At 74.3% G+C, this 16,096-nt stretch carries 6 protein-coding genes and 1 pseudogene; 4 read left to right on the forward strand and 3 right to left on the reverse strand.

All coding sequences use genetic code 11. The annotated features are described in order from the left end of the window. Nucleotides 1-82 precede the first annotated feature (82 nt). Nucleotides 83-4,168 (reverse strand): annotated as a pseudogene (locus SNOUR_RS03415) (type I polyketide synthase); the annotation flags it as partial. Between the two features lie 373 nt (nt 4,169-4,541). On the opposite strand from SNOUR_RS03415, the gene SNOUR_RS03420 reads away from it, so the two are divergent. From SNOUR_RS03420 to SNOUR_RS03435, 4 genes are all read left to right on the forward strand, one after another. Next, complete coding sequence (locus SNOUR_RS03420) at nt 4,542-5,933, forward strand: glycosyltransferase (RefSeq protein WP_067343735.1); 1,392 nt, start codon at nt 4,542-4,544, stop codon at nt 5,931-5,933. 20 nt (nt 5,934-5,953) lie between these two features. Next, a complete protein-coding gene (locus SNOUR_RS03425) occupies nt 5,954-7,012 on the forward strand; it encodes a DegT/DnrJ/EryC1/StrS family aminotransferase (protein WP_067343741.1) in 1,059 nt (352 codons plus the stop codon). Beyond that, nucleotides 7,009-8,205 (forward strand): cytochrome P450, encoded by a 1,197-nt coding sequence (locus SNOUR_RS03430; protein WP_067343743.1) that lies wholly within the window; start codon nt 7,009-7,011, stop codon nt 8,203-8,205. The genes SNOUR_RS03425 and SNOUR_RS03430 overlap by 4 nt, the downstream gene beginning before the upstream one ends. Before the next feature lie 64 nt (nt 8,206-8,269). Beyond that, entirely contained in the window at nt 8,270-8,464 is a 195-nt protein-coding gene (locus SNOUR_RS03435) for a ferredoxin (RefSeq protein WP_067343745.1), read from the forward strand. A 98-nt stretch (nt 8,465-8,562) separates the two neighbouring features. Here the strand turns inward: SNOUR_RS03435 and SNOUR_RS03440 are convergent, their stop codons facing one another. Both SNOUR_RS03440 and SNOUR_RS03445 read right to left on the reverse strand, forming a co-directional pair. Further along, on the reverse strand, nt 8,563-9,747 hold the full coding sequence (locus SNOUR_RS03440) for a cytochrome P450 (protein ID WP_067343747.1): 1,185 nt from the start codon (nt 9,745-9,747) through the stop codon (nt 8,563-8,565). A gap of 147 nt (nt 9,748-9,894) precedes the next feature. Beyond that, a complete protein-coding gene (locus tag SNOUR_RS03445; RefSeq protein ID WP_067343749.1) occupies nt 9,895-16,095 on the reverse strand; it encodes a type I polyketide synthase in 6,201 nt (2,066 codons plus the stop codon). Between the last annotated feature and the right edge of the window lies 1 nt (nt 16,096).

Raw genomic sequence — 16,096 nt, forward strand, 5'->3', positions numbered from 1 at the left:
CCTGCTGGTCCGGCTGGCCTTGCTGGGGTTCCTGCATCGGTCCGTCCTCGTCATCGGGTCGCGAACGAAAGCAACAATTTCTCTATGTGGTTTCGAACTCTTCATCGATGATGTCGAGCAGTCTGTCGACCGACACCGTGTCGATGTCCTCGTCCGAGGAGGGCACCTCTGCAGGCGAGTTCTGGCGGAGTGCGGAGACGATGGCGTCCAACCGGTCCGCGACGGCCCGGCGTTCGGGGCCGTCCTGCGGCAGGTTCGTCACGATCGCCTCGAACCTGGTGAGTTCCTCTCCGTACGCCCCGGGGTCGAGGGGGGCGGTTGCGGCGAGGAGTTCCCCGAGGCGGTGGGCAGCACGTTCGGGGGTGGGGAAGTTGAAGACGAGGGTGGCCGGCAGGCGCAGTCCGGTGCGGGCGGTGAGCCGGTCGGCGAGTTCGACGCCGGCCAACGAGTCGAAGCCCAGCTCCTTGAAGACGCTGCGGGTGCCGACGGCCTCGGGGCCGGGGTGGCCCAGGACGGCGGCGGCCTGGGTGCGCACCAGGTCCAGCAGCTGGCGCTCCCGGGCGGCCGGCGGCAGCGCGGCGAGGTGGCCGGCGGTGGGGTGGGACCCGGTGGTGTCCGGGAGGGGTTCGCCGGCCGGGCCGGGGCGGGCCGCCGCGGGCCGGGCCGGGCGGGCGTCGGCGGGCGTCTCGCCGCGGGCCTGCCGCGGCGTCCGCGGGGCGGCGCGTTCCTCGTCGGTCAGCGGGCGGGCGGTGAGGGCCTCGACGGTGACGACCGGCGCGCCGTGCACGTCGACCGCGGTGAGGGTCAGCGTGCCGGTCGTGGTGGGGCGGATGCGGACCCGCAGCGCGGTGGCGCCGACGGCGTGCAGCCGGACGCCGTGCCAGGCGACGGGCACGGTGCCGTCCACCGCCATGGCGGCGTGCCGGGCCGCGTCGAGCAGGGCGGGGTGCAGTCCGTGGTCGGGGGCGTCGTCGGCGGTGCCGGGCGGGCATTCCACGTCCGCGAAGATCTCCGCGCCGCGTCGCCAGGCGGCCCGCAGGCCGCGGAAGGTCGGGCCGTAGTCGAAGCCGCGGTCGGCGAGCCGTTCGTAGTGGTCGGCGAGGTCGAGGGGTTCGGCGTCGGCCGGCGGCCAGGCGGCCGGGGTGCCGCCCGTGGCGGCTTCGGCTGCGGACGGCGGGGTGCTGCCGAGGGTGCCGGTGGCGCATCGGGTCCAGTCGCCGGCCGGGTGGTGGTCGGGGCGGGTGTGGACGGTGACGGCGCGGCGCCCGGTGGTGTCGGCGGGGCCGACGTGCACCTGGACGTGCAGGGCGGCGTCGTCGGGCAGGGCCGGCGGGGTGGTGAGGTGGAGTTCGTGCAGGACGTCGCAGCCCGCCTCGTCGCCGGCGCGCACGGCGAGTTCCAGCAGCGCGGTGGCCGGCAGCACGACCCGCCCGGCGACGGTGTGGTCGGCGAGCCAGGGGTGGGTGCGGAGGGAGAGGGCGCCGGAGCAGACGGTGCCGCCGCCGTCGGCGAGTTCGACGGCGGAGCCGAGCAGGGGGTGGCCGAGGGCGCCGGGCCCGGCGCCGTTCGGGCGGGGCGGGGTGGGCCAGTGGCGCACGTGCTGGAAGGCGTAGGTGGGCAGTTCGACGCGGCGGGCGCCGGTGCCGGCGTAGAAGGCGGGCCAGTCGACGGGGACGCCGAGGGTGTGCAGGCGGCCGAGGGCGCCGGCGAAGGCGGTCTCCTCGGGCCGTCCCTTGCTCAGGGCGGGGACGACGTCGGTGGTGCTGTCGGGGCCGAGGGTGTCGCGGGCCATCGCGGACAGCACGCCGCCGGGGCCGAGTTCGATCAGGACGTCGGCGCCGGCCTTGGCCAGTGCGGTGATGCCGTCGGCGAAGCGGACGGTGTCGCGGACGTGCCGGACCCAGTACTCGGCGCTGGTGATCTCACTGCCGGCGAGTTCACCGGTGAGGTTGGAGACCAGCGGGATCGACGGCTGGTGGAAGGTCAGTCGGCTCACGACGTCCCGGAAGGCGTCGAGCATGGGCTCCATCAGCGGCGAGTGGAAGGCGTGCGAGACGGCCAGCCGGCTGGTGCGCCGGCCGCGGTCGGCGAAGCGGGCGGTCAGTTGCCGCACGGCGTCCTCGGCTCCGGCGACGACGACCGCGGTGGGGCCGTTGACGGCGGCCAGCGCGAGGTGTGCGCCGAGCAGCGGGGCCACTTCGTCCTCGGTGGCCTCCAGCGCGGCCATCGCGCCGCCGGCCGGGAGCGCCTGCATCAGCGTGGCGCGGGCGGCCACCAGGCGGCAGGCGTCCTCCAGGCTCAGGACGCCGGCGACGTGGGCGGCGGCGATCTCGCCGACGGAGTGGCCGCCGACGAAGTCGGGGGTGACGCCGAGGGACGCGACCAGGCGGTGGAGGGCGACCTCGACGGCGAACAGGGCGGGCTGGGTCCAGCCGGTCCGGTCCAGGAGCGCGGCGTCGGTGCCCCACATCACCTCGCGCACCGGGCCGTCCAGGTGCCGGTCCAGGGCGCGCAGCGCGTCGTCCAGTGCGTCGGCGAACACCGGGAAGCGGGCGGCGAGTTCGCGGCCCATGCCCGGGCGCTGGCTGCCCTGGCCGGAGAAGAGGACGGCGGTGCGGCGCTGGTGGGCCGCACCGCGGGCGTGCTCGACGGCGTCCGCGGCGGTGCCGTCGGCGGGCGGCAGGAGGACCGCCCGGTGGCGGAGCGCGGCGCGGCCGGTGGCCAGGGAGTAGCCGACGTCCAGCGGGTCCAGGTCCGAGTGGGTGCGCAGGTGGGCGCGGAGCCGGGCGAGTTGGGCGTCGAGGGCTTCGGGCGTGGCGGCGGAGACCGGCCAGGGGACGGTGCTGGGGCGGAGGGTGCCGGGCCGGGTGACGGGGACGTCGGCGGGCGGCGCCTCTTCGAGGATCACATGGGCGTTGGTGCCGCTGATGCCGAAGGAGGAGACGCCGGCGCGGCGCGGTCGGTCGGCCGGTGGCCAGGGCGTGTGGTCGGTGAGGGGGGCCACGGCGCCCTGGGACCAGTCGACTTGGCGGGTGGGGGTGGCCAGGTGCCGGATGCGCGGCATCAGGCCGTGCCGCAGGGTCAGGACGGTCTTGATCACTCCGCCGATGCCGGCGGCGGCCTGTGCGTGGCCGAGGGTGGACTTCAGGGAACCGAGGCGCAGCGGTCGGTCCGGGTCCCGGTCCTGGCCGTAGGCGGCGAGCAGCGCCCGGGCCTCGACGGGGTCGCCGAGCCGGGTGCCGGTGCCGTGCGCCTCGACGAGATCGATGTCGGCGGGGGCGAGTCGGGCGTCGGCGAGGGCGGCGCGGATGACGCGTTCCTGGGCGGGACCGCTGGGTGCGGTGAGGCCGTCGGAGGCGCCGTCCTGGTTGACGGCCGAGCCGCGCAGCACGGCGAGGACGGGGTTGCCGGCGGCGCGGGCGGTGGACAGGTGCTCCAGGACGACGATGCCGACGCCCTCCGCCCAGGCGGTGCCGTCGGCGTCGTCGGAGAACGGCTTGCAGCGGCCGTCGGGCGCGAGGCCGCCCTGTCGGGTGTGGCCGACGAAGGCGGCCGGGGTGGACATCACCGTGACGCCGCCGGCCAGGGCGGTGCTGCACTCCCCCGCGCGCAGGGCGCGGACCGCCCAGTGCAGCGCGACCAGCGACGAGGAGGACGTGGTGTCGACGGTGACGGCGGGGCCTTCGAGGCCCAGGACGTACGCCAGGCGACCGGAGGCGACGCCGGGGGCCAGGCCGGTGAGGGCGTGTCCGTCCAGGTCGTCGGGCGAGGCGTGGGTGACGGCGGCGTAGTCCTGGCCGCTGGCGCCGACGAAGACCCCGGTGCGGCTGCCGCGCAGGGAGTGCGGGTCGATGCCGGCGCGCTCCAGGGCTTCCCAGGCGGTCTCCAGGACGAGGCGCTGTTGCGGGTCGGTGGAGACGGCCTCGCGGGGCGACATGCCGAAGAAGGCGGCGTCGAAGTCGGCGGCGCCGGTGAGGAATCCGCCCTCGCGGGTCGCGCTGCGGCCGGGTCCGTCGCCGGCCAGTGCGGCCAGGTCCCAGCCGCGGTCGTCCGGGAAGGCGGTGGTCGCGTCGCGGCCGGTGCGGACCAGTTCCCACAGGTCCTCCGGGCCGGCGACCCCACCCGGATAACGGCAGGCCATTCCGACGACCACCACCGGGTCCTCGTCGGCTCCGATCGTCATGCCTTGCTCACCCCTGCGGAAAAGTTGGCCTCAGGTCACCTCTGCGTGCCGGATCGTACGTTCGCAAACGCTGTACTTTTCCCTAAGGAATGACGGGCGCCGGGGACGGGCATTGGCCACACGGCCCGGAAAGGGCCGTCGCGCGCCGAAGACTAGTGATTCCCCGGTCCGTGGCATGAGACCAAGTAACCGACCCGTTTTCCACGCGGCGCGTTCCGGGTGCCGGCCGGTGACCCTTCCTTCCGGCAACACGCGCCTCGGGTGGCGGCGTCGGCGAATGCACTCACCCGGCGACCGGGCCGGGCGGGTGCGTGGCGCGCGGGCCCGGCGGCCCGCCACATTCCGAGGGGTGTTGTCCATGGGCGCGAATCGGCGGCCGATCCTGTTCGTCAGTTATGCCGAAAGCGGCCTGCTCAATCCGCTGCTCGTGCTGGCCGGGGAATTGTCCCGGCGCGACGTGGCGGACCTGTGGTTCGCCACCGACGAGAAAGCGCGCGACGAGGTGGCGGCCGTGGTGGACGGCAGCCCGGTTCGGTTCGCGTCGCTCGGCGACACCGTCTCGCAGATGTCGGCGGTCACATGGGACGACGCGACGTATGCGGAGGTGACGCAGCGGTCGCGGTTCAAGGCGCACGCGGCGGTGATTCGGCATTCGTTCGCGCCGGAGTCGCGGATGGCGAAGTACCGCCGCCTGGAGGAGATCGTCGAGGAGGTCGAGCCGGCGCTGATGGTGATCGAGAGCATGTGCCAGTTCGGGTACGAGCTGGCGATCACCAAGGGCATTCCGTTCGTGCTCGGGGTGCCGTTCGTGCCGAGCAACGTCCTCACCTCGCACGTCCCGTTCGCCAAGTCCTACACCCCGTCGGGTTTCCCGGTGCCGCACTCGGGGCTGCCGGCCGCGATGTCCCTGGCTCAGCGGATCGAGAACCAGCTGTTCCGGCTGCGGACGCTCGGGATGTTCCTGACGTCGGACGTCCGCAAGGTCGTCGAGGAGGACAACCGGGTCCGCACCGAGCTGGGCATCGCGCCCCAGGCGCGGCAGATGATGGCGCGGATCGACCATGCGGAGCAGGTCTTGTGCTACTCCGTAAGGGAGTTGGACTACCCGTTCCCGATGCATCCGAAGCTGCGGCTGGTGGGCACGATGGTGCCGCCGCTGCCCCAGGCACCGGACGACGACGGCCTGTCGGACTGGCTGTCGGCGCAGAAGTCCGTGGTGTACATGGGCTTCGGCACGATCACCCGGCTGACCCGTGAGCAGGTGGCGTCGCTGGTGGAGGTCGCCCGGCGACTGGACGGCCGGGGCCACCAGGTGTTGTGGAAACTCCCGCGCGGCCAACAGGAGTTGCTGCCGCCGGCCGCCGAGCTGCCGGACAACCTGCGGATCGAGGGCTGGGTGCCGTCGCAGCTGGACGTGCTGGCCCATCCGAACGTGAAGGCGTTCTTCACCCATGCCGGTGGCAACGGCTACCACGAGGGCCTGTACTTCGGAAAGCCGCTGGTGGTCCGGCCGTTGTGGGTGGACTGCGACGACCAGGCGATCCGGGGCCAGGACTTCGGGGTGAGCCTGACCCTGGACCGGCCGGAGACCGTGGACACCGAGGACGTCCTGGACAAGATCACCCGCGTGCTCGACCAACCCTCCTTCACCGAGCGCGCGGAGCACTTCGCCGGGCTGCTGCGGGACGCCGGCGGCCGGGCCGCGGCGGCGGACCTGCTGCTCGGCCTTCCCGCCCTGGCAACCGACTGACCGAGGAAGACTCAAAACCCATGTCCTTTACGTATCCGGTGTCCATGCCGTGGCTCCAGGGCCGCGAGCTCGACTATGTGACGGAGGCCGTCGGCGGCGGCTGGATCTCTTCGCAGGGGCCGTACGTCAGGCGGTTCGAGGAGGCGTTCGCCGCGTACAACGACGTGCCGTTCGGCGTCGCCTGCTCCTCCGGCACCACGGCGCTGACGCTGGCGCTGCGCGCGCTGGGCGTCGGCCCCGGTGACGAGGTGATCGTCCCGGAGTTCACGATGATCGCGTCCGCCTGGGCGGTGACCTACACCGGTGCCACGCCGGTGTTCGTGGACTGCGGCGACGACCTGAACATCGACGTGTCCCGCATCGAGGAGAAGATCACCCCGCGCACCAAAGTGATCATGCCGGTGCACATCTACGGCCGGCAGTGCGACATGGACGCCGTGCTGAACCTGGCGTACGAGTACAACCTGCGGGTGGTGGAGGACTCCGCCGAGGCGCACGGGGTGCGGCCGCGGGGCGACATCGCCTGTTTCTCGCTCTTCGCCAACAAGATCATCTCGGCCGGCGAGGGCGGCGTCTGCCTGACCCACGACCCGCACCTGGCCGAGCAGATGGCCCATCTGCGGGCGATGGCGTTCACCAAGGACCACAGCTTCCTGCACAAGAAGCTGGCCTACAACTTCCGGATGACCAACATGCAGGCCGCGGTGGCGCTCGCGCAGACCGAGCAGCTGGACACCATCCTCGCCCTGCGCCGCGACATCGAGAAGCGCTACGACGAGGCGCTGCGCGACATCCCCGGCATCACGCTGATGCCGCCGCGCGACGTGCTGTGGATGTACGACCTGCGGGCCGAGCGGCGGGACGAGCTGTGCGCGTACCTCGCCGGCGAGGGCATCGAGACCCGGGTCTTCTTCAAGCCGATGAGCCGTCAGCCCGGTTACTTCTCCGCCGACTGGCCCGCGTTGAACGCGGCCCGGCTCAGCGCCGACGGCTTCTATCTGCCGACGCACACCGGACTGACCGCACAGGAGCAGGAGTTCATCACCGGCCGGATCCGCGCGTTCTACGGAGTGGCATGAGCACCGAAGCCGACGCGCGGACCGCCGCGCCGCAGTGCCCGGTGGCCTTCCCGCTGCGCAGGCCGGGCCGGCCCTTCCCCCCGCCGGAGTACGCGACCTACCGCGGCGGGGCGGGCCTGGTCCGCTCCGAACTCCCCAGCGGCCCGGTCTGGTTGGTGACCCGGCACGAGGACGTCCGGGCGGTGCTGACCGACCCCCGGATCAGCGCCGACCCCTCCAAACCCGGTTTCCCCAAGGCCGGTCGGACCGGTGGGGCCCCGTCGCAGTACGAGGTGCCGGGGTGGTTCGTGGCGATGGACCCACCGGAGCACGGCCGGTTCCGCAAGACCTTGATCCCCGAGTTCACCGTGCGCAAGGTGCGGGAACTGCGGCCGGTGATCCAGCAGATCGTGGACGAGCGGATCGACGCGATGCTGGCCGCGGGCACCTCGGCGGACCTCGTCGAGTCCTTCGCGCTGCCGGTGCCGTCCCTGGTGATCTCCAGTCTGCTCGGGGTGCCCAAGGTCGACCGGGACTTCTTCGAGGACCGGACCCGGGTGCTGGTCCGGCTCAGTTCGACCGACGAGGAGCGCGACAAGGCGACCCAGGCGCTGCTGCGCTATCTGGGCCGACTCATCCAGATCAAGCAGCGGCGACCCGGTGACGACCTGATCAGCCGGCTGATCGCCGCGGGCACACTGTCCCGGCAGGAGCTGTCCGGGGTGGCGATGCTGCTGCTGATCGCCGGGCACGAGACGACGGCGAACAACATCGGCCTGGGCGTGGTGCAGTTGCTCACCAACCCGCGGTGGATCGGCGACGACCGGATCGTCGAGGAACTGCTGCGCTACTACTCGGTGGCCGATCTGGTGGCATTCCGGGTGGCCGTCGAGGACGTGGAGATCGGCGGTCAGCTGATCCGGGCCGGCGAGGGCATCGTGCCGCTGATCGCCGCCGCCAACCACGACGCCACGGCCTTCGCGGCGCCCTCGGAGTTCGACCCCGAGCGCTCGGCGCGCTCGCACGTGGCGTTCGGCTACGGTGTCCACCAGTGCCTGGGCCAGAACCTGGTGCGGGAGGAGATGGACATCGCCTACCGCACGCTCTTCGCCCGGATCCCCTCCCTCACGCTCGCCGTGCCGGTGGAGGAACTGCCGTTGAAGTACGACGGGGTGCTGTTCGGCCTGCACGAACTGCCCGTCACCTGGAAGTGAGCCCGGTCGGGCCGCCCGGCGGCGGCCCGACCCCGGCGACGAACCGACCCTCGGAGGAACGATCGTGCGCATCACCGTGGACCCCGGCCGCTGTGTCGGGGCCGGCCAGTGCGTCCTGACCGCACCGGACCTGTTCGACCAGGACGACGACGGTCTGGTGACCGTCCTGGCCGGGGCGGCGGACGCCGCGGATCCCGGCGACGTACGCGACGCGGCGGCGCTCTGCCCGTCCGGGGCGATCAGCGTCGCGGCGGACTGAGGAGCCCGCTCCCCCGTGCGTGAGGGCCCCCGGCCGAGCGGGGCGGGGGCCCTCACTTCCGCCTGCCCGGAACCGGGCCGGGCGGGTCCGACATCACGTCACCAGGTGACGGGCAGCTCCGTCAGGCCGGCCGACAACTGCCCCGACAGCACCCGCAGTTCCTCGACCGGGCGCACCAGCCGCAGGCCGGGCAGGCGGGTGAACAGCAGGGTGTAGGCGGTGCGCAGATTGACCCGGGCCAGCGGCGCGCCGATGCAGTGCCACATGCCGTGGCCGAACGTCAGGTGCGGGTTGGGGGCGCGCCGGATGTCGAAGAGCTCCGGCTCGTCGAAGACCGTGCGGTCGAAGTTCACCAGGGTGAAGTCCAGCAGCACCAGGTCGCCGGCCCTGATGGTCACGTCGCCGATCGGTACATCGGCGGTCGCGTACCGCGGGAGCACCGAACCGCCGGCCTTGGCGGACCGCAGGATCTCCTCGACGGCGCCGCGCATCAGCTTCTCGTCGGCCAGGGCCGCGGCGAGCTGGTCCGGGTGCTGGATGAACAGCACCGTGCCCAGGTCGATGTGGCTGGCGACGCTGTCCAGGCCGGCGAAGAGCAGACCGGAGGCGATCGGGCCGATGCGCTCGTCGGAGGGCACCTTCAGGCAGAGCCGGGAGATGACGTCGTCCTCGGGTGTGATGCGCTTGCGGCGTGCCAGGCCGGACAGCAGGCCGAACAGCTCGTCCTGGCCTTCCTGGACGCGTGCCGGGTCGTCGAGTTCGCCCAGTTTGGTGAGGGCGGCGATCAGCTTCCCCTGTTCCTCGGCCGGGACGCCGATGAGCGCGCACAGCACCGACAGGGAGAACGGCAGCGAGAAGTCGTTGTGCAGGTCGGCGGGCGGTCCCTGGGCGACGAAGTGGGCCAGTACCCCCTCGGCGAGGGCTTCCACCCTCGGCGTCAGGTCCATGACGCGGCGGGCCGAGAACTGCGGGGTGAACAAGGAGCGCATCTCGGCGTGCAGCGTGCGGGCCAGGTCGAAGTCGTCGACGACGAGCAGGTCCAGGAACGGGTTGTGCACATAACGCGGGGCGTTGGCCGGGTCGGCGTGGGCGCGGGCCAGCCGGTCGTCGTGCAGCAGCTGCTTGAGTTCGGTGTGCCGGGTCACCAGCCAGCCCTCGTCGCCGGCGGGGGTGCGGACCTTGCAGACGGGGGCGCGGGACTGGAGTTCGCGCAGCAGCGGGCTCAGGCGCAGGACGGGCGGCACCTCCGCTTTCAGGGAGGGCGGTGCGGTCGGTGTGCTCATGGAAGGACTCCTCTGGAGGGTGGTGCCATGCGGGGGGATGGGCGCTCCGGCTGCCTGCGCGGGGCCGGGTGCGCCGGGGCGCACCTGGGTGGCGCCGCCCCGGTGGGGGGATGGGCCCGGCCTGTCGGGGGCCGGCCGGGCCGGAGATCAGGCCGCGGGGTCCGGCAGTTCCGCGAGCCATCCCTCGATGGCCTGCGCGGTCAGTGCCGAGTGCTCCTTGGCGAGGGAGAGGTGGTCGGCGTCGATGTCCCGGACCTCGTCGGCGGGGACGGACGAGGTGTCGAGCCGGAAGCCGTCGAGGGCCCGGGCGGCGCGCACGAGGAGGGTGGGGGCGGTCGGTGCGGGCGCCTGGATGTCGGTCATCGCCATGAACCAGTGGGCCATGGCGGACATCCGGGCGCTGTTGAGCGTCACCGAGGGCGAGTCGATGTCGGCCAGGTAGAACCTCGTGGTGCGGTCCAGGTCGTTGCCCTCGCCGGGGTTGTAGCGGATGGACGCGGTGTCGAGGAGGACCACCGCTTCGGGCCGGACGTCCCAGGTGTCCTCCAGGACGCCGGCGGCGAGGTAGGCCAGCGAGCCGCCGGTGGAGTGGCCGACCATGACGAACGGTTCGCCCTCGCTGGCCATCAGGACGCTCTCGGCGACGATACGGGCCGCGGCCTCGCTGGTGGCCGGGAGGAGCTCGCCGGGGGCGAAGCCCATCAGGGGCAGCGCGGAGACATGGCGGCTGCCGCGGAAGTGCGCGGCGATGCGCGCGTACTGGTGGACGCCGCCGGTGGCGCCCGGGGCGCTGACGAAGATCAGCCGGGGCCGGCCCGGGCCGTCGGCGAGCGTCACCGGCTCGGAGAGCTCCTCCAGCTCGGCGGGGGTGTCGAACATCGGCCGGGTGTTGGCGACGGCCTTGAGCATCCGCATCGCCTCGACGAGCTTGCCGCCGCGCACCGCGTTGTAGAACAGGCCCTCCAGGGTGTCGTCGGAGCGCACCGCGGGACGGGCGTCCGCGGCGGCGGGGCCGGTGGCGCCCGGCTGGGGGCCGTTGGCGAGTTCCTGGTGCAGCCAACGCGCCAGCTTCACCGGCGACTTGCTGTCGAAGACGATGGACGAGGGCAGGCGCAGGCCGAGGATCTCGGCGAGCTGGTTGCGCAGGCCGACCGAGACCAGGGAGTCGAAGCCCAGCTCCAGGAAGCCCCGTTCGGGATCGACGGCGGTGGGGTCGGGGTGGCCGAGCAGGCCGGCGGTGTAGCCGACGACGAGGTCGATGAGCAGCTGCTCCTGGCCGGTCTCGTCGAGGTGGCGGAGGCGCTCGCGCACCGTGACCGGGGAGCGGTCGGCGGTGGCCGCGGTGCGGCGGGCCCGCGGTACCAGGTCGCGCCAGAGTGCCGGCAGTGCCTGCTGGTCCCGCAGGCCGGCGACGTTGATGCGGCTGGGCACCAGGGCCGGCTCGGGGCGGCCGACGGCGGCGTCGAACAGGGCCAGGCCGTCCTCGACGGTCAGCGGCGGCAGGCCGCCGCGCGCCATCCGCTCCAGGTCGGCGTCGCTGACCGACGCGGTCATGCCGCTGCCCCGACCCCAGGGGCCCCAGGCGAGGGAGAGCGCCGGGAGGCCCTGGTCGGCGCGGTGCCGGGCGAGCGCGTCGAGGTAGGCGTTGGCGGCGGCGTAGTTGCCCTGGCCGGGGCTGCCCAGGACGCCGGAGACCGAGGAGTACAGGACGAAGCCGGCCAGGTCGAGGCCGCGGGTGGCGTCGTGCAGATGCCAGGCGGCGTCGGCCTTGGGCCGTAGCACGGTGGCCAGTTGGTCGGGGGTGAGCGAGCCGATCAGGGCGTCGTCCAGGACGCCGGCGGTGTGCACGACGGCGGTCAGCGGGTGCGCCGCGGGGACCGTGGCGAGGAGCGCGTCGAGGGCGGTGCGGTCGCCGACGTCGCAGGCGGCCACCCGCACGTCCGCGCCCTGTGCGGTCAGCTCCGCCACCAGTTCGCCGGCGCCCGGCGCCTCGGGGCCGCGGCGGCCGGCGAGCAGCAGGTGGCGGGCGCCGCGGACGGTGACCAGGTGGCGGGCGAGCGCGGCGCCCAGGCCGCCGGTGCCGCCGGTGATCAGGACGGTGCCGTCCGGGTCCCAGGCGCGGGCCGGCGCGGTGCCGGCGGCCGGCTCCGGCAGCCGGGCCAGGCGGGCGGCGCGGACCGCGTGGTCGCGGACGACGAGCTGCTGTTCGTCGAGGGTGAGGACGTGCGGCAGCATCCCGGCGGACCGGAACGCGTCGTCGAGGTCGACCAGCAGCAGACTGCCCGGGTTCTCGGTCTGGGCGGAGCGCAGCAGGCCCCAGACGGCGGCGCCGGCCGGGTCGGTGACGGTCTCGCCGGGCACCGCGACGGCGCCGCGGGTGACGAAGACCAGGCGGGCGCCGGCCAACCGCGGCTCGTTCAGCCACTCCTGGAGCAGCCCCAGGGCGCGGGCGGTGACGGCGTGCACCGCGTCGGGCCCGGCGTCCGGGCCGCCGACGACGGGGACGAGGAAGACGTCGGGCGCCAGACCGCTGTCGCCGATGGCTCCGCCCAGCGACGCCGCGTAGGCACTGACCGTCTCGTCGGCGCGGTGCAGGGCGTAGCCGAGGTCGAGTTCGTCGTCGCCGACGACGGCCCAGCGGGTGCCGGTGGCTCGGCTGCCGGGGTCGACCGGCACCCAGTCGAGGTGGAACAGGCCGCCCTGCCCGGTGTGGCCGGCCGGTGCGGGAGCCGGGCGGTCCTGCGGGGAGCCGAGGGTGACGGTGTCGGCGGTCAGGACCGCGCCGCCCGTGGCGTCCGCGGCGGCGAGGGCCACGGTGTCGGGCCCGGTCGCGGTGAGCCGGACCCGCAGTGCGGTGGCCCCGGTGGCGTGCAGGGCGAGTCCGGTGATGCCGGTCGGTTCGGGGGTGTGGCCGGCGGTGTGGTCGTCGTCCAGTGCGGCGGTGGCGCGGAGCGCGGTGGCCAGCAGCGCGGGGTGGATGCCGAAGGCGCGGTCGGCGGCGGTGGCGGTGGGCAGGGCCACCTCGGCGAAGACCTCGCCGTCGCGCCGCCAGAGCCCGGTCAGGCCCTGGAAATGGGGGCCGTAGTGGCGGCCTGCGGCGGTGGCGGCCGCGTCGAGGTCGGCGACGGGCACCGGGCGGGCGTCCCGCGGCGGCCACCCGGCGTCGGCCGGGCCGATCGGATCCGCGGGCGCTTCGGGGGCGTCCGGGGCGAGCAGACCGGTCGCGCAGGTGGTCCAGGGGGCGTCCTCGGTGGCTGCGAGGCGGGCGTGGACGGTCAGCGGCCGGTGGCCCGCGGGGTCGGGGGCGCCGACCCGGACCTGGAGGGTGACGGTGTCGCCGTCGCCGAGGGTGAGCGGCGCCGGCAGGTCGAGCCGCGCCAGGTGCGGGGTGCCGCTCAGGTCGCCGGCGCGGACGGCGAGTTCGGCGAAGGCGACGCCGGGGACGGTGATCCGGCCGTCGCTGCGGTGGTCGCCGAGCCAGGGGTGGGAGGGCAGCGCGAGGCGGCCGGTGAGCACGGTCTCGTCGGCGTCGGCGAGGGTGACGGCGGCGCCCAGCAGCGGGTGGGCGGCGGCGGTCTGCCCGAGGTCGGCCGGGTCGCCGTGGCGGGCGCCGAGGGTGGGCCAGTAGCGGGCGCGTTGGAAGGCGTACGTCGGCAGCTCGACGGGGTCGGCCTGCGGGGTGCGGGTGCCGGCGAACACCGCGTCCCAGTCCACGTCCGCGCCGTGCGCCCACAGGGTTCCCAGGGCGGCCAGCACGGTGGTCTCCTCGGGCCGCTCCTTGCGCAGCACGGGCACGGCGACCAGGCCCGGCTCGGGGAGGTTCTCCCGGACCAGGGCGGACAGCACGCCGTCCGGGCCGAGTTCGAGGAAGGTCCGCACGCCGCGGTCGGCGAGGGCGCGCACGCCGTCGCCGAAGCGGACGGCCTGCCGGACGTGGCACACCCAGTAGTGCGGGGTGGCGAGTTCCTCGGCGGTGGCCGGGAGGCCGGTGAGGTTGGAGACGACCGGGATCTCCGGCTCGGCGAAGGTCAGCGGGGCGAGGGCCGTCCGGAAGGCGTCGAGCATCGGGTCCATGAGCGGCGAGTGGAAGGCGTGGCTGACCGGGAGCCGGGTGGTCCGGCGGCCCAGGTCGTCGAAGTGCCGGCGGACGGCGAGGGCGGCGTCCTCGGCGCCGGCGACGACCACGGACCGGGGGGCGTTGACCGCGGCGATCGCGAGGTCGTCGGTGAGCAGCGGACGCACCTCGTCCTCGGTGGCCTCCAGCGCCACCATGGCGCCGCCGGGCGGCAGTTCGCTCATGGCGGTGGCGCGGGCGGCCACCAGGGTGCAGGCGTCCGCGAGGGTCAGCACACCGGCGACGTGCGCCGCGGTGATCTCGCCGATGGAGTGTCCGGTGACGTGGTCGGGCCGGATGCCCCAGGAGGCCAGCAGGCGGTACAGCGCGACCTCGACGGCGAACAGCGCGGGCTGGGTGTGGCGGGTGTCGTCGAGCCGGGTGCGGTCCTGGTCCCAGACGATGTCGCGCAGCGACGTGCCGAGCCGGGCGTCGAGCAGGGCGACGGTCTCGTCGAAGGCGGCGGCGAAGACCGGGTAGCGGGCGTGGAGTTCGCGCCCCATGCCCGGCCGTTGGGAGCCCTGTCCGGAGAACAGCACGGCCAGCCCGCCCCGGTCACCGGTGGGGACGGCGCCGCGCGCCACCTCGGTGACGGCGCCGCCCTCGTGGACCAGCAGCGCCCGGTGCTCGAAGGGGGTACGGGCGGTGGCCAGCGCGTGACCGACGTCGGCGGCGGTGCGGCCGGGCGCGGTGGTCAGCGCGCGGACCCGGACCAGTTGGGCGTCGAGGGCGCCGGCGGTGCGTGCCGCGACCGGCCACGGCACGGCGCGCGGGGCGACGGGAGCGGCGGCCCGCTCCTCGGCGGTGCCGCCGGGCGCCGCGGCAGCCGTCTCTTCCGCGGTCGGTTCCGGCTGATCGGGGGCTTGTTCGAGGATGACGTGGGCGTTGGTGCCGCTGATGCCGAACGACGAGACGCCGGCCCGGCGCACCCGGTCGTCGCCCTCGGACCAGGCGACGGGTGCGGTGAGCAGCCGCACCGCGCCGCTCTCCCAGTCGACGTGCGAGGAGGGCGCGTCCACGTGCAGGGTCTGCGGGAGGACGCCATGCCGCAGGGCCAGCACCATCTTGATGACGCCGGCGACGCCCGCGGCGGCCTGGGTGTGGCCGAGGTTGGACTTCACCGAGCCGAGCCACAACGGCCGGTCGGCGGGCCGGTCCTGGCCGTAGGTGGCGAGCAGCGCACCGGCCTCGATGGGGTCGCCGAGCCGGGTGCCGGTGCCGTGCGCCTCGACCGCGTCCACGTCGCCGGGGACGAGTCCGGCGCCGGCCAGCGCCTGGCGGATGACCCGCTGCTGGGACGGACCGTTGGGCGCGCTGAGGCCGTTGGACGCGCCGTCCTGGTTGACGGCGGAGCCGCGCAGCACGGCGAGCACCGGGTGGCCGTTGCGCTGCGCGTCGGAGAGCCGCTCGACGAGAAGCAGGCCGATGCCCTCGGACCAGCCGGTGCCGTCGGCCGCCTCGGCGAACGCCTTGCAGCGGCCGTCCGGCGCCAGGCCGCCCTGGAGGCTGAAGCCGGCGAAGCTCGACGAGGTCGTCATGACCGTGACGCCACCGGCCAGGGCGAGGCCGCATTCGCCGGCGCGCACGGCCTGTGCGGCCAGGTGCAGGGTCACCAGTGACGAGGAGCAGGCGGTGTCGAGGGTGACGGCCGGGCCTTCCAGGCCGAGCGCGAAGGCCAGTCGGCCGGAGAGCACGCTGGCGGCCAGGCCGTTGCCCGCGTAGCCGCCCATGTCGTCCTGCGCGGCGAGGACCAGGTGCGCGTAGTCCTGGCCGTTGGTGCCGACGAAAACGCCGGTGCGGCTGCCGCGCAGCCCGGCCGGGTCGATGCCGGAGCGTTCGACGGCCTCCCAGGCGGTCTCCAGCAGCAGCCGCTGCTGCGGGTCCATGGCGAGCGCCTCGCGCGGGGAGATGTCGAAGAAGCCCGGGTCGAAGGCGGCCGCGTCGGGCAGGAACCCGCCTTCCTGGGTGGCGCTGCGACCGGGCCCGTCGCCGGCCAGCGCCGCCAGGTCCCAGCCGCGGTCGGCGGGGAACGGCCCGATGCCGTCCCGGCCCGCGGACAGCAGCTCCCACAGGTCCTCCGGGGAGCGCACACCGCCGGGGAAGCGGCAGGCCATGCCGACGATCGCCACGGGTTCGTGGCGCCCCGCCTCCACCTCCTGAAGGCGCTGGCGGGTCTGGTGGAGGTCCTTCGTGACCCACTTCAGATAGTCGACGAGCTTCTTTTCGTCCGGCATG

Origin of the sequence: Streptomyces noursei ATCC 11455 (genome assembly GCF_001704275.1) — a bacterium.
GTDB classification, from domain to species: domain Bacteria; phylum Actinomycetota; class Actinomycetes; order Streptomycetales; family Streptomycetaceae; genus Streptomyces; species Streptomyces noursei.

Bases quoted from the DNA above. Each gene is read 5' to 3' on its own strand.
- SNOUR_RS03420 (WP_067343735.1), top strand. From the start codon at position 4,542: ATGGGCGCGAATCGGCGGCCGATCCTGTTCGTCAGTTATGCCGAAAGC.
- SNOUR_RS03425 (WP_067343741.1), top strand. From the start codon at position 5,954: ATGTCCTTTACGTATCCGGTGTCCATGCCGTGGCTCCAGGGCCGCGAG.
- SNOUR_RS03430 (WP_067343743.1), top strand. From the start codon at position 7,009: ATGAGCACCGAAGCCGACGCGCGGACCGCCGCGCCGCAGTGCCCGGTG.
- SNOUR_RS03440 (WP_067343747.1), bottom strand. From the start codon at position 9,747: ATGAGCACACCGACCGCACCGCCCTCCCTGAAAGCGGAGGTGCCGCCC.
- SNOUR_RS03445 (WP_067343749.1), bottom strand. From the start codon at position 16,095: ATGCCGGACGAAAAGAAGCTCGTCGACTATCTGAAGTGGGTCACGAAG.